At 76.6% G+C, this 15,160-nt stretch carries 4 protein-coding genes and 1 pseudogene; all 5 read right to left on the minus strand.

Going from position 1 to position 15,160, the window contains the following annotated elements; all coding sequences use genetic code 11:
• Positions 1–1,035: pseudogene (locus tag OO57_RS36435) on the minus strand (beta-ketoacyl synthase N-terminal-like domain-containing protein); the annotation flags it as partial.
• 73 nt (positions 1,036–1,108) lie between these two features.
• Complete coding sequence (locus tag OO57_RS46465; protein WP_051778708.1) at positions 1,109–12,343, minus strand: type I polyketide synthase; 11,235 nt, start codon at positions 12,341–12,343, stop codon at positions 1,109–1,111.
• 363 nt (positions 12,344–12,706) lie between these two features.
• Complete coding sequence (locus OO57_RS36445; RefSeq protein WP_033257112.1) at positions 12,707–13,357, minus strand: 4'-phosphopantetheinyl transferase family protein; 651 nt, start codon at positions 13,355–13,357, stop codon at positions 12,707–12,709.
• Positions 13,354–14,226, minus strand: coding sequence for a metallophosphoesterase family protein (locus OO57_RS36450; protein WP_033257113.1), 873 nt, complete (start codon positions 14,224–14,226; stop codon positions 13,354–13,356). The genes OO57_RS36445 and OO57_RS36450 overlap by 4 nt, the downstream gene beginning before the upstream one ends.
• A 37-nt stretch (positions 14,227–14,263) precedes the next feature.
• Entirely contained in the window at positions 14,264–15,058 is a 795-nt protein-coding gene (locus OO57_RS36455; RefSeq protein WP_033257114.1) for a thioesterase II family protein, read from the minus strand.
• Between the last annotated feature and the right edge of the window lie 102 nt (positions 15,059–15,160).

The following is a 15,160-nucleotide window of genomic DNA, read 5'->3' on the forward strand; positions in this document are numbered from 1 at the left end:
GCCGGAGGGGTGCGGGGTGGTGTCGTCCGCGGCCGGGGTTCCGGCTTCCTCGACGATGACGTGGGCGTTGGTGCCGCTGAGGCCGAACGCGGAGACGGCCGCCCGGCGGACGCGTTCGCCCGCGGGCCAGGGGACCTCCTCGGTGAGCAGCCGGACGCCGCCGCCGCTCCAGTCCACGTGGCTGGACGGCGCGTCGACGTGCAGGGTGCGGGGCAGGACGCCGTGGCGCAGCGCCATCACCATCTTGATGACGCCCGCGACCCCGGCCGCGGCCTGCGCGTGCCCGATGTTCGACTTGATCGAGCCGAGCCAGAGCGGCCGCCCGTCCTCGGGGCGCTCGCGCCCGTACGTGGCCAGCAGGGCCTGGGCCTCGATCGGGTCGCCGAGGGTGGTGCCGGTGCCGTGCGCCTCGACCGCGTCCACGTCCGCAGCGGTGAGACCCGCATCCGCCAACGCCGCCGGCGCCTTCGGCCCAGCCGGTGCCGTCGGCGGCGTCGGCGAAGGGCTTGCAGCGGCCGTCGGGGGCGAGGCCGCGCTGTTCGCTGAAGTCGATGAAGGTGCCGGGGGTGCCCATGACGGCGACGCCGCCCGCGAGGGCGAGGGTGCACTCGCCGCGGCGCAGGGCCTGGGCGGCGAGGTGCAGGCCGACCAGCGAGGAGGAGCAGGCGGTGTCGACCGACCCGCGTAGACGCCGGTGGCGCTGCCGCGCAGCGCGCCGGGGCGGATCCCGGCGCGCTCCAGGGCCTCCCAGGCGGCTTCTTCCCCGGTGGGGTCGTAGCAGCGTTCCTGGTCCCAGCCGCGGTCGGCGGGGAAGGCGCCGACCGCGTCGGTGCCGTCGGCGACCAGGCGCCACAGGTCCTCGGGGGTGGCGATGCCGCCGGGGTAGTGGCAGGCCATGCCGATGATCGCGATCGGTTCGGTGGCGCGCTGCTCGTGGTCGCGCAGTTGCCGCCGGGCCTCCCGCAGGTCGGTGGTGGCCCGCTTGAGGTAGCTGAGCAGTTTTTCCTCGCTGGCCATCGGCGTACCGGCCACCATTCCCTCGGCGTTGTCCGTCACTGTCCGTCTCCCGTTTCGAACGCTATAGACGCGTAGTTGGCCCGACCCACCCCTATTCGGATCGTCCCGGCCCCAGTTCTGCGGCGAGCCACTCGGAGACCGCCGCCGCGGTGGACGGTGCGTCGTCGGCGACGATGCTGAAGTGGTCGCCGGGGACGTTCCGCACCTGGTCGGCGAGGCTCCAGTCGGTGCGCCAGGCGTCCGCCCCGGGCCCGGCGACCCCAGTGGCCGCAGGGGCGTCGGCAGGGGTGTCGTCGCCGAGCGTGAAGCGGCGCTCGGGGCGCAGCAGGACGGTCGCGGCGGCCAGCGGCGCGACGGGGACGGTGGGGAGCAGTTCCATGTAGCGGGCCATCGCGGTGAGCTTGGTGCGGTCGAGCGCTTCCTGGCCGGATTCCTGCCGGAGCATCCCGGCGGCCATGTCGACGACGGTCTCGGCCCGGGACTTCCCGGCCTCGGCCGAGCCGTCACCCTCGTCGTCCCCGCCGTCGTCCCCGCCGTCGTCCCCGCCGCCGTCCCCGACACCGGCGGCCGCGCCGCCCACCGGGTAGGTGTCGAGGAGCAGCACGGTGGCCGGTCCGCGGCCGAGCGCTTCGAGCCGGGCGGCGACCGCGTAGGCGAAGACGCCCGCGGAGGAGTAGCCGAGCAGGGCGTAGGGGGTGTCGTCGGCGGCGTCGGCGGCGTCCAGGATGCTCGCGGCGAGGACCTCGACGACCGCGTCGGCGGTGGCGGGGAGGGCCTCGTCGGGCAGGAAGCCGGGCATCGGCAGGACGGACACCTGGGCGCTGTCGCGCAGTTGGGCGGCGATCCGGGCGTACTGGTAGGCGCCGCCCATGGCGACGGGGGTGGAGAGGCAGAGCAGTCGGGGCAGGCCGTCGCCCTCGCTGAGCTTGAGGGCGGCGGGTGCGGTGCCGAGGTCGGCGAGCGAGGTGAAGGAGGTGCGTAGGTTGGCGGCGGCGGCGAGGACGGCGAGGCCCTCGCGGGTCTTGCCGGCCCGGACGGCTTCGACGAAGAGCTGGCGCAGGCCGTCGGAGGCGGTGTCGGCGCCGGTGTCGGCGGCGGGGGGTGCGGTGCTGCCGTCGGCGGGTGCGGTGGCGTCGGCGAGTTCGGTGAGCAGGTGGGCGGCGAGCGCCTCGGGGTCCTGGTGGTCGAAGACGACGGTGGCGGGCAGGCGCAGTCCGGTGCTGGTGGCGAGCCGGTTGCGCAGGTCGACGGCGGTGAGCGAGTCGAAGCCGAGTTCGAGGAACGGCCGGTTGGCGTCGACGGATCCGGCGTCGGGGTGGCCGAGGAGTTGGGCGACGCTCTCGCGGACGAGGTCGCGGACGGCTTCGGCGCGCCGCGGGGCGGGCATGGCCGCGAGGCGGCGGCGCAGCTCGGCCGGGTCGGCGGGGGCCGCGGTGGTGGTGGCGGTGCGCCGGGCGGGTGCGGTGAGGGCGCGCAGCAGGTGGGGGGCGCCGGTGGCGGGGGTGCTGCCGGTGGCGAGCAGCAGTCGGGCAGGGACGAGGAGGTGCTCGGGGCGGACGGCCGCGGTGTCGAGCAGTTCGGTGCCCTCGGCGGCGGAGAGCGCGCCCATTCCGGCGCGGGCCATCCGGGCCTGCTGGGCGCCGGTGAGGGTGTCCGCCCACAGGCCCCAGGCGAGGGACTGGGCGGGCAGGCCGTGGGCGCGGCGGTGCGCGGCCAGGGCGTCGAGGAAGGAGTTGGCGGCGGCGTAGTTGCCCTGGCCGGGGTTGCCGAACAGGCCGGAGGCGGAGGAGAAGAGCACGAAGGCGCTCAACTCGGCGTCCAAGGTTGCCCGGTGGAGGTTGAGTGCGGCGTCGACCTTGGGGCGCAGCACGGTGGCGAGCCGGTCGCCGGTGAGGGCGGTGAGGGCGCCGTCGTCGAGCGCGCCGGCCAGGTGGACGACGGCGGTGAGCGGGTGCTCGGCGGGGATGCCGGCGAGCAGGGCGGTGACGGCGTCGGCGTCGGCGAGGTCGCAGGCGGCGGCTTCGACGTGGGCGCCGAGGGCGGTGAGTTCGGCGGCGGCCTCGGGCAGGGTGCCGCGGCGGCTGACCAGCAGCAGGCGGCGGGTGCCGTGGGCGGTGACGAGGTGGCGGGCGAGCAGGGCGCCGATGGTGCCGGTGGCGCCGGTGAGCAGGGTGGTGCCCTCGCCGCCGAAGGTGCTGCCCGCGGTGGCGGTGCCGTCGGCGGGCAGCGGGCGGGGGCGGACCAGGCGCGGGACGGACGCCTTGCCGCGGCGGACGACGGCCTGCGGTTCGCCGGAGGCGGCCAGGGCCGGGAGCAGGGCGTACGAGGCGGGGTCGTCGTCGAGGTCGGCGAGGACGAAGCGGCCGGGGTGCTCGGACTGGGCGGAGCGGACCAGGCCGGTGACGGCGGCTCCGGCCAGGTCGGTGGTGTCCTCGCCGGGGAGGGCGGCGGCGCCGCGGGTGACGATCACCAGCGGGCCGTCGGGCCCGGCCTCGTCGCGTTCGGCGAGTTCGCGCTGCAGCAGGTCGAGGACGGCGCGGGTGGCGCGGTGGACGGTGTCGGCGTCGTTGCCGGGGTGCGGCTGCTCGACGGTGCGGACGGGGCTCCCCGCGGCGGTGTCCTGGGCGGCGGTGTCCAGGGCGGCGGGCAGCCAGTCGACGGCGTACAGCGACTCGTGGCGTCCGGTGGCGGCGGGGGTGGCGAGGTCGGTGCCGCCGCGCAGCAGCAGCGACTCGACGGCGGCGACGGGTGCGCCGCCCTGGTCGGCGAGGGTGAGGGAGACGGCGCCGCCGCCGAGCGGGCGGACCCGGACCCGGACCCTGGTGGCGCCGGTGGCGTACAGCTCGACGCCGGACCAGGCGAACGGCAGGCCGCGGGTGACCTCGCCCTCGGCGAGGGCGATGGCGTGCAGGGCGGCGTCCAGGACGGCGGGGTGCAGGCCGAAGCCGAGCACCTGGGAGCCCGGTGACTGGTCGAGGGCGACGTCGGCGTACACGTCGCCGTCCAGCGCCCAGGCGGCGCGCAGGCCGCGGAACAGCGGGCCGTAGGTGAGTCCGGCCTCGGCCAGGCCGGGGTAGAGCTCGGCGAGGTCGATGGCCTCGGCCCCGGCGGGGGGCCATTCGGTGAGCGGGTCGGGGTGCGTCCCGGTGTCGACGGCGAGGGTGCCGGCGGCGTGCCGGGTCCACGGGTCGCGGGCGGTGGGGCGGGAGTGGACGGCGACGGCGCGGCGTCCGGCCGGGTCGGGGGCGCCGACGGCGACCTGCACCTGGAGCTGGGTCCGGCCGTGTTCGGCGAGGATCAGCGGCTGTTCCAGGGTGAGGTCCTCCAGGCGGCGGCAGCCGACCTCGTCCCCGGCCCGGACGGCGAGTTCGACGAGCGCGGCGCCGGGGAGCATCACGGCCCCGCCGACCCGGTGGTCGGCCAGCCAGGGGTGGGTGCCGAGCGAGAGGCGGCCGATCAGGGCGGTGCCCTCGGAGCCGGCGAAGCCGACGGCGGCGCCGACCACCGGGTGGGCGACGGCCTCCAGGCCGGTGGCGGCGAGGTCGCCGCCGCCGCGCAGCGCCTTGGGGTCGACCTCGGGCCAGTAGCGGCGGCGCTGGAAGGCGTAGCCGGGCAGCGGGACGGGGCGCGGGGTGCGTCCGGCGAACAGGGCGGCGGCGTCGAGGCCGAGCCCTTCGGCGTGCAGGCGGGCCGCGGCCCGGTGCACGGTGAGCGTCTCGGGGCGTTCCCTGTCGAGCAGCGGGAGCGTCGCGGCGCCGCCGTCCCGGTCGGCCAGGCAGGCCTGGGCGAGGGCGCTGAGGGTGCCGTCGGCGCCGAGTTCGACGTACCGGGTGACGCCGGCCTGCTCCAGGGCGCGGACGGCGTCGAGGAAGCGGACGGTCTGCCGGCAGTTCGCCACCCAGTACTCGGGGGTGGCGCTCTCGCCCGCTCCGAGGAGGCGGCCGGTGACGGTGGAGGCCATCGGGACGCGGGCCTCGCCGTAGGAGAGTTCGGCGGCGACGGCGTGCAGCTCGTCGAGGATCGGGTCCATCTGCGGGGAGTGGACGGCCTGGTTGACGCCCAGGCGGCGGGTGCGGCGGCCCAGCGCGCTCCAGTGGGCGGCGAGTTCCAGCACCGGCTGCTCGTCGCCGGAGACCACGACCGAGCGCGGGCCGTTGACCACGGCGAGGCCGACCCGGTCGCCGAGCAGCGGTTCCAGCTCCTCGGGGGTGGCTTCGACGGCGACGGCGGCGCCGCCGGTGAGGGCGGCCATCAGGCGGCCGCGGTGCGCGGTGAGCCGGACGGCGTCGGGCAGCGGCAGGACGCCCGCGGCGTGCGCGGCGGCCAGCTCGCCGACCGAGTGGCCGAGGACGAAGTCGGGGCGCTGGCCCCAGGATTCGAGCAGCCGGAACAGCGCGGTCTCCAGGGCGAAGACCGAGGCCAGCACGTACGGGGTCTCGTCGATCAGGGCGGCGTCGGCACTGCCGGGCTCGGCGAACACCACCTCGCGCAGGTCGCGCTCCAGGTGGGGGCGGAAGGCGTCGGCGACCTCGTCGTAGGCGCGGGTGAAGGCGGGCAGGGCGGCGTACAGTTCGCGGCCCATGCCGGTGCGTTGGATTCCCTGGCCGGGGAAGAGGAAGGCGGTGCGGCGGCCGGTGCGGGCCGCGCCGCGGAACGCGGCGGGCACGGTCCGGCCCTCGGCGAGGGCGGCCAGGGCGGCGAGCGCCTCCGCCCGGTCGGCGCCGACCACGGCCGCCCGGTACGGCATCGCGGCCCGGGTGGCGGCCAACTGGGCTCCGACGTCGTCGAGTTCGAGTTCGGGGTGGGCGAGCAGGTGGGCGTGCAGCCGGGCCGCCTGGGCGGGCAGCGCCTCGTCGGTGCGGGCGGACAGCAGCAGCGGCGCCGCGGCGGCGGGCACCGGCTCGGCGGCGGCGGGCGCGGAGGTGACGGCGGGCGCGGAGGTGACGGCGGGCGCGGGGGCGACGGCGGGCGCGGGGGCCTGCTCCAGGATGACGTGCGCGTTGGTGCCGCTGTAGCCGAACGCGGAGACCCCGGCCCGGCGCGGGCGGCCGCTCTCCTCCCAGGGGAGGTTCTCGGCCAGCAGCCGGACCTGCCCGGTCGACCAGTCGACGCTGCCGGTGGGCTCCTGGGCGTAGCGGGAGCGGGGCAGCACGCCGTGGCGCAGCGCCTGCACCATCTTGATGACGCCCGCGACGCCCGCCGCGGCCTGGCTGTGCCCGATGTTGGACTTGACCGAGCCGAGCCACAGCGGCCGGTCGGCGGGCCGGTCCCGGCCGTAGGTGGCGAGCAGGGCGCCGAGCTCGATCGGGTCGCCGAGGGTGGTGCCGGTGCCGTGGCCCTCGACCGCGTCCACGTCGGCGGGCTCCAGCCCGGCGACGGCGAGCGCCCGGCGGATCATCCGCTCCTGGGCGAGGCCGTTGGGCGCGGTCAGGCCGTTGGAGGTGCCGTCCTGGTTGACGGCGGTGGCGCGGACCACGGCGAGCACCTGGTGGCCGCGCCGCTGCGCCTCGGAGAGCCGCTCCAGGACGAGGACGCCGACGCCCTCGGCCCAGCCGACGCCGTCGGCCTGCGCGGAGTACGCCTTGCAGCGGCCGTCGGGCGAGGAGCCGCCCTGGATGTCGGAGAGCGCGAACGCCTCGGGCGAGGCGAGCAGGGTGACGCCGCCCGCCAGCGCGACCGTGCAGTCGCCGTTGCGCAGCGCCTGGGCGGCGACGTGCAGGGCGACCAGCGAGGAGGAGCAGGCGGTGTCGATGGAGACGGCGGGGCCCTCCAGGCCGAGCAGGTAGGAGACCCGGCCGGAGACGACGCTGCCGAGGGTGCCGGTGCCGCGGTGGAACAGGTTGTCGGGCAGCAGCCCGGCGGGGCCCGCGTCGTAGTCGCTCTGCATGGCCCCGGCGAAGACGCCGGTGGGGCTGCCCTTGAGGGCGGCCGGGTCGAGTCCGGCGCTCTCCAGCGCCTCCCAGCAGACCTCCAGGAACTTGCGCTGCTGCGGGTCCATCATCAGCGCCTCGTTGGGGCTGATCCCGAAGAAGGGCGCGTCGAAGTCGGTGGCGTCGCGCAGGAACCCGCCCTCGGGCTGCTTGCCGGTGGCGGCGACCAGCTCGGTCCAGTAGTCCATGTCCCAGGCGCGGTCGGTCGGGAACGCGGCGACCGCGTCGGCGCCGGAGGTGACCAGCTGCCACAGGTCGGCGGGCGACTCGACGCCGCCGGGGTAGCGGCAGGCCATGCCGACGATCGCGATCGGCTCGTCCTGCGCGGCGCCGGGGAGGGCCTCCACGGGCTCGTCGGCGTCGGCGTGCGCGGCGGCGCCGAAGATCTCGCCGTGCAGGTGCTCGGCGAGGTCGCGGGCGGTGGGGTGGTCGAAGACCACGGTGACCCGCAGCCGGACGCCGGTGGCGGCGGTCAGCCGGTTGCGGACCTCGACGGAGGTCAGCGAGTCGAAGCCGAGGTCCTTGAACACCCGGTCGGCGTCGACGAGTTCGGCCCCGGCGTGGCCGAGCACCGCGGCGACGTGCACCCGCACCAGGTCGGTCAGGGCGGCCAGCTGCCCGGCCCGCGGCAGGCCGGCCAGCCGGGCCCGCAGCGGCTCGGCCCCGGCCTGCCGGTCAGCGGCCGCGGGGCGGCGGACGGCGGCGGGCACCAGGCCGCGCAGCCGGTCGGGGAAGGCGTCGGGGTCGGCGCGCAGCGCGGCGAGGTCGAACCGGATCGGGACCAGGACGGCCTCGTCGCGGGCCGCGGCCTCGTCGAACAGGGCCAGGCCCTCCTCGGCGGTGAGCGCGTCGGCGGCGGCCCGGCCGGTGCCGCCCATGCTGGCGGCGAGCGCCCACTGGCCCCAGGCCAGCGACTGGGCGGGCAGGCCCTCGGCGGCGCGCTGCGCGGCGAGCGCGTCCAGGAAGCTGTTGGCGGCGGCGTAGTTGGCCTGCCCGGGGGCGCCGAGCACACCGGCGGCCGAGGAGAACAGCACGAACGCGGCCGGTTCGTGGCTCTTCGTCAGTTCGTGCAGGTGCCAGGCGGCGTCGGCCTTGGCGGCCAGGACGGCGTCGAAGCGCTCGGGGGTCTGCGCGCCGAAGGTGCCGTCGCGCAGGACGCCCGCGGTGTGCACGACGGCGGCGATCTCCCGGTCGGCGGTCAGCACCCGGACGGCCTCGCGGTCGGCGAGGTCGCAGGCGACGACCTCGGCGTCGGCGCCCAGCGCGCCCAGGTCGGCGACCAGCTGCTCGGCGCCCGGCGCGGCGGGGCCGCTGCGGCTGACCAGCAGCAGGCGGCGGATGCCGTGCCGCTGGACGAGGTGGCGGGCCAGCAGGGCGCCGAGGGCGCCGGTGCCGCCGGAGACCAGCACCTGTCCGGGGTGCGCCGCGGCGACGGCCCAGGGCTGGTGCCCGGCCTCGGGGGCGGGCACGGCCCGCACCAGGCGGGGGGTCCACAGTTCGGTGCCGCGGACGGCGCTCTCGGCCAGGTCGGCGGCCACGATGCCGGGCAGCAGGGCGGTGACGTCCTGTCCGGCGGCGTCCTGCCCGGTGGGGGCGTCGACCAGGAACAGGCGGCCCGGGTGCTCCGTCTGCGCGGAGCGGAGCATGCCGTGCACCGCGGCGCCCGCCAGGTCGGCGGGCGCCTCGCCGGGCAGGGCGACCGCGCCGCGGGTGAGCAGCACCAGGCGGGAGTCGTCGAAGCGCTCGTCGGCGAGCCAGCCCTGCACCCGGGCGAGCACCCGGTGCAGTGCCGCCCGCGCGGCGTCCGCGTCCGGGCCGCCGTCGACCGGCAGCACCAGGAGCGGCGGCACCGGGGCGTCCGGGGCGAGCGCGTCGAGGGCGTCGAGGGCCAGGACCTGCGCGGCGGCGTCCGGGGCGGCCTCGGGGGCGGTGCGCCGGGTCCACTCGACCCGGTGGAGCAGGTCGGGGCGGGCGGCGCCCTCGGCACCGCCCGGGGCGAGGGTCCGCAGGGTCAGGGCGCCGACCGAGCCGACGGGCTGCCCGGCCGCGTCGGCGAGCTGCAGCGCGACCGTGCGGGCGCCGTCGGCGGACGGCCTGCCGACCCGGCCGATCCGCACCCGGACGGCGTCCGCGCCCGCGGCGAACAACTCGACGTCGGACCAGGTGTACGGGAGCGCGGCGGAGCCGTCGGCCGCGTCCGGGCCCTCGTCGCCGTCGCCGTCGCCGCCGCCGTCGAGCAGGCCGATCGCGTGCAGCACGGAGTCGAACACCGCCGGGTGCAGGCCGAAGTCGGACGCGTGGTGCCGGGCCTGTTCGGGCAGCGCCGCCTCGGCGTACACCTCCTCGCCGAGCCGCCAGGCGGCCCGCAGGCCCTGGAACACCGGCCCGTAGGCCAGGCCGCCCGCGGCGGCCAGTTCCTCGTACATGCCGTCCAGGTCGACGGGCTGCGCGCCCTTCGGCGGCCAGGCGGCGAGGTCGAACGAGGCCTCGCCGTCGGTCTGCGCGAGCAGGCCCTCGGCGTGCAGGGTCCAGGGCTCCTCGGTGAACTCGGCGTCGGGCTGCGAGTGGACGGTGACCGGACGGATGCCGTCCTCGTCCGGGTTGCCGATGCCGACCTGGATCCGGACGCCGTCCTGCCCGTTCAGCACCAGCGGGGCCCGCAGCGTCAGTTCGCGCACCGCCGTGCACCCGACCCGCTCGCCGGCCCGCAGCGCCAGCTCGACGAAGGCCGTGCCGGGCAGCAGCGTCCGGCCGCCGACCCGGTGGTCGGCCAGCCAGGTGTGGGTTCCGGCCGACAGGCGGCCCAGCAGCACCACGCCCTCCGAGTCGGCCAGCACGGTGGCGGCCCCCAGCAGCGGGTGGCCGACGGCCTCCAGACCGAGCGAGGACGGGTCGCCGTCGTTGGCGGACGGCTCCAGCCAGTAGCGCTGCCGCTGGAAGGCGTAGGTGGGCAGGTCCGCGGCGGGCGTGCCCGGGTAGAAGGCGTGCCAGTCGACGGGGGTGCCGTGGGTGTGCAGGGTGGCGAGGGCGGTGACGGCGGACTGCTCCTCGGGGCGGCCCCGGCGCAGGGCGCGGACCTGGCGCACCCAGTAGTCGGGCGAGGTCAGTTCCTCGGCGCTCTGGCCGGTCAGGGTCGAGACGACCGTCACGTTCGGCTGGTGGTAGGTGAGTTGGGCGGCGACGGCGCGGAACTCGGCGAGCATCGGCTCCATCAGCGCGGAGTGGAAGGCGTGCGAGACCGTCAACGCCTTCGTCCGCTCGAACCCTGCGGCGACCTTGGCGACCGCTTCGGCCTCGCCCGAGATGACGACCGCCCGCGGCCCGTTGACCGCGGCGATGTCGACACCCGCCACCAGCGCCGCGCGAACCTCCTCCTCGCTGGCCGCGACGGCGACCATCGCCCCACCGGTGGGCAGCGCCTGCATCAACCGCGCCCGCGCACCGACCAGGGCGCACGCATCCTCCAGCGACCACACCCCCGCCGCGTACGCCGCCGCGAACTCGCCGATCGAGTGCCCCGCCACCGCGTCCGGCAGCACGCCCCACGACTCGTACAGCCGTTGCAGCGCCACCTCGACGGCGAACAGCGCGCACTGCGCGTACCCGGTGAGGTTCAGTGCCTCCGGGTCCGACCACATGACGTCCTTGAGCGGACGCTCCAACCCCTTGTCGAGCAGCGCGCACACCTCGTCCAACGCCGCCGCGAACACCGGGAAGCGGCCGTACAGCTCCTGCCCCATCCCGAGGCGCTGCGAGCCCTGCCCCGTGAACAGGAACGCCAGCCGCCCGGTCCTGCCCGCCCGCCCGGTCTCGTCGCCCTCCGCGATCGCGCGCAGGCCCGCCAGCAACTCCTCCCGCTCCGCGCCGACGACCACCGCCCGGTGCTCGAAGTGCGTGCGCGCCGTCGCCAACGCCCGCCCCACCGCAGCGGGTTCGGCCGTGCCGACGTCCGCCAGCAGCCGCTCCGCCTGCGCCCGCAGCGCCTGCGGGGTGCGGCCGGAGACCGGCCAGGCCACCACGCCGGGCACCTCGGCGGGCTCGGCCGCGGGCTCCTCGTACTGCTCCAGGATGACGTGCGCGTTGGTGCCGCTGAGGCCGAACGCGGAGACGGCGGCGCGGCGGGGCTGGCCGGTCTCCGGCCAGTCGCGGCGCTCGGTGAGCAGCCGGACGTTGCCCGCGGTCCAGTCGACGTGCCGGGAGGGCTCGTCGACGTGCAGGGTCTGCGGCAGGACGCCGTGGCGCAGCGCCATCACCATCTTGATGACGCCCGCGACCCCGGCCGCGGCCTGGGTGTGGCTGAGGTTGGACTTGACCGAGCCGAGCCACAGCGGGCGGTCCTCGGGGCGGCCCTGGCCGTAGGTGGCCATCAGGGCCTGGGCCTCGATCGGGTCGCCGAGGGTGGTGGCGGTGCCGTGCGCCTCCAGGGCGTCGACCTGGTCGGCGGAGAGGCGGGCGTTGGCGAGGGCGGCGCGGATGACCCGCTGCTGGGCGGGGCCGTTGGGGGCGGTCATGCCGTTGGAGGCGCCGTCCTGGTTGACGGCGGTGCCGCGGACGACCGCCCAGACGGGGTGGCCGTTGCGGCGGGCGTCGGAGAGCCGCTCCAGCAGCAGGACGCCCGCGCCCTCGGACCAGCCGGTGCCGTCGGCCGCCTGGGCGAAGGAGTGGCAGCGGCCGTCGGAGGCCATGCCGCGTCCGGCGCTGAACTCGGCGAAGATCCGGGGGGTGGACATGACGCTGACGCCGCCGGCCAGGGCGAGCGAGCACTCGCCCTGCCGCAGCGACTGGACGGCCATGTGCAGGGTGACCAGGGAGGAGGAGCAGGCGGTGTCGACGGTGACGGCGGGGCCCTCCAGGCCGAAGTGGTAGGACACCCGGCCGGAGACGACGCCGGAGGAGCCGAAGCCGCCCGGGTAGTCGTGGTACATCACGCCGTTGAACACGCCGACCTGGCTGCCCTTGACGGACTGCGGGACGATCCCGGCCCGCTCGAACGCCTCCCAGGAGGTCTCCAGCAGGATCCGCTGCTGGGGGTCGATCAGCAGGGCGTCGCGCGGGGAGACGCCGAAGAAGTCGGCGTCGAACTCGGGGGCGTCGTGCAGGAACCCGCCCTCGTTGACGTAGCTGCTGCCGGGCCGCTCCCCGGTCGGGTCGTAGAAGCGCTCCAGGTCCCAGCCGCGGTCGGTGGGGAACGGGCCGACCGCGTCGGTGCCGTCGGCGAGCAGCTGCCAGAACTGCTCGGGCGTGGCCGCCTCGCCGGGGAAGCGGCAGGCCATGCCGATGATCGCGATCGGTTCGCGCGGGCCGTCCGCCAGCTTGCGGTTCTGCTCGCGCAGACGCTCGGTCTCCTTGAGGGAGACCCGGAGGGCGTGGAGCAGCTTCTCTTCGGGCTTTTCCATGGTGCCCTCACCCTTCAATCACGTATCGGCTGACCTGGTGCAGTGGCTCACAGTAGGAGCGCCGAAAGGCGTCTCCCTACCCCTAGCCGACCCCGGGCCGGGCCCCTGAGCGGGGGCGCGGGCGGTGTCGTGCGGGGGTGTCGCGCGGCGGCGGCATCGGGCCCCGCCTGCGGTGTTTCGCGTCTTCGCGGGGGTGGCCCCCGGCCTTCGGCGGTCGTCCCGCCGGGCACTCGGGCCACCCCTGTCCCGGCCACCCCTGTGCCACCCCCTGTCCCGCTCCCCTGCTGCGGGGCGGCGGTCTCACGGGGGGCGAGTGGACGGGCTTCAGTCCTCGGCCTCAACCCTCGACGTCAGTCCTCGACGTCAGTCCTCGACGACGACGGAGGTGACGACCAGTCCGCCGTCGACCAGGAAGCGGCCGCGCATCCTGGTCAGCAGTTCACCGCCGTCCACCGGCCGGACCGGGGCCGGGGCGACGCGGAAGGTGCGCTCCTGCGGGTCGAACCGCAGGGCGGCGTCCTGGAAGCCCAACTTCCGCCGCTGGAGCGGGAACCAGGCCTTGTAGACGGACTCCTTGGCGCTGAACAGCACCTTGCCCCAGTGCACGGCGGGGTGCGCGGCCACCAGTTCGGCGAGGGCGGGCAGTTCCTCGGGCCGGGTGACGGCCTCCAGCACGCCCTCGGGGAGGGCGAGGTGGGGTTCGGCGTCGATCCCGAGCGAGACGACCTCCCCGGCCCGGGCGACCGCGGCGGCGCGGTAGCCCTCGCAGTGGGTGAGGCTGCCGACGACGCCGTCCGGCCAGAGCGGTTCGTTGTGCGGGCCGGTCAGGATCGGCCCGGCGGGGTGGCCGATCCCGGCCAGGGCGCGGCGGGCGCACCAGCGGGCGGCGGCGAACTCGCGCTGCCGCTTGGGGACGGCCCGGGCGACCAGGGCGGTCTCCTGGGGGTAGGCGTCGTCGGCGTCGTCGCCGGTGTGCACGGCGACCGCGGCGGTCGGCAGGATCCGCTCGATCACAGTCGTCCTCCCCAGGTGGGCACCGGTGCGGGCAGGATCTGCTGCAGCGGTTCGGCGGGCGGTCGGCGGCTCCACTCGCGCGGGTAGCCGAGCGAGACCTCGGTGAAGCGCACGCCGTCGTACACGGTGCGGCGCGGGATGTGCAGGTGGCCGTAGACGGCGTCGACGGCCCGGTAGCGGGTGTGCCAGTCGGCGGTGGCCTCGGTGCCGCACCACTGCGCGAACTCGGGGTGCCGCAGCACGTCGGTGGGCTTGCGCACCAGCGGGTAGTGGTTGACCAGGACGGTCGGCAGGTCCGCGGGCAGGGCGGCGAGCCGCTCCTCGGTGCGGGCGACCCGGGCCCGGCACCAGGCCTCGCGGCTGGGGTACGGGTCGGGGTGCAGCAGGAACTGGTCGGTGCAGACGATCCCGGCGGCTTCGGCGACGGCCAGCGCCTCGGCGGCGGTGCGGGCGCCGGGGGGCCGGAAGCTGTAGTCGTAGAGCACGAACAGCGGGGCGACCACGGCGGGCCCGCCGGGCCCGGTCCAGACCGGGTACGGGTCCTCCGGGGTGGCGATGCCGCGGCTGCGGCAGTGCTCGACGAGGCGGTGGTAGCGGTGCTCGCCGCGCAGGGTGACCGGGTCGTGCGGGTGGGTCCACAGTTCGTGGTTGCCCGGGGTCCAGACCACCTTGGCGAAGCGGGCGGCCAGCAGGTCGAGGGCGGCGGTGACGTCGGCGTACAGTTCGCCGACGTCCCCGGCGACGAGCAGCCAGTCGCCGGGGTGGGCGGGTCGCAGCCGGTCGACGACGGCGCGGTTGTCGGGGTGGGCGACGTGCAGGTCGCTGACCGCCCAGATCCGCGGGTGGCCGTCCGCGAGGTGGCCGGTCACCGCGGTCCCCCGCGGGCCGCCGGGTGCTGACGGGCCATCAGGGGCGCTGCGGTGCGGCGGCGGCCCAGGCGCTGGTCCGCTCCCGGATCGTCGCGAGCACGGCGGGCGCCTGGTCGACGAGGTAGAAGTGGCCGCCGGGGAACTCGGTGACCCGGCACTCGCCGGTGGTGTGGCGTTCCCAGGCCCGGTTCTCCTCGGGGCTGGTCATGCCGTCGCTGTCGCCGGTGAGCACCTCGACGGGGCAGTTCAGCACTGGCCGGTCGTCGTCCTGGTAGGTCTCGACGGCCTTGTAGTCGCCGCGCACCGCGGTGAGGACCATGCCGAGCAGGTCGGCGTCGTCGAGCACCTCGTCGCCGGTGCCGCTGAGTTCCCGCAGGGCGCTGACGATGCCCTGGTCGTCGCGCCGGTGGACGCTCTCCTCGCGGACGGTGGACGGGGCGCGGCGGCCGGAGGCGAACAGGCCGAGCGGGGCGGTGCCCGCGGCCTCCAGGCGGCGGGCGACCTCGTAGCCGACCAGGGCGCCCATGCTGTGGCCGAACAGCGCCAGCGGCCGGTCGGTCCAGGGGAGCAGCTCGGCGGTGATCCGGTCGGCGAGGGCGCGCACGTCCTCGATGACGGGTTCGGTGCGCCGGTCCTGGCGGCCGGGGTACTGCACGGCGAGCACGTCGATCGCGGGGGCCAGGGCCTTGGCCACCGGGAAGTAGTAGGTCGCGGCCCCGCCGGCGTGCGGCAGGCAGACGAGCCGGACGGCGGCCTGCTCGGCCGGCTGGAAGCGGCGGATCCAGGCGCCGAGTTCTCGGGCCCCGTTCTGGGTCGGTGCGGTCGTCGTCATAGTGCCTCGAATGTGGCACTCTCGTTCGAGGGCTTCAACCCCTATCGGCGGGTGCGGGGCCAGGGGTGCGGGGTTCCGGCCCTGCTGGGGGCGGGTGGGGGC

The sequence above is a fragment of the Kitasatospora phosalacinea genome (assembly GCF_000717185.1).
Classification (GTDB): domain Bacteria; phylum Actinomycetota; class Actinomycetes; order Streptomycetales; family Streptomycetaceae; genus Kitasatospora; species Kitasatospora phosalacinea_A.

Excerpts from the sequence above, each read along its gene's own strand:
- OO57_RS46465 (WP_051778708.1), bottom strand. The coding sequence starts at position 12,343 with ATGGAAAAGCCCGAAGAGAAGCTGCTCCACGCCCTCCGGGTCTCCCTC.
- OO57_RS36455 (WP_033257114.1), bottom strand. The coding sequence starts at position 15,058 with ATGACGACGACCGCACCGACCCAGAACGGGGCCCGAGAACTCGGCGCC.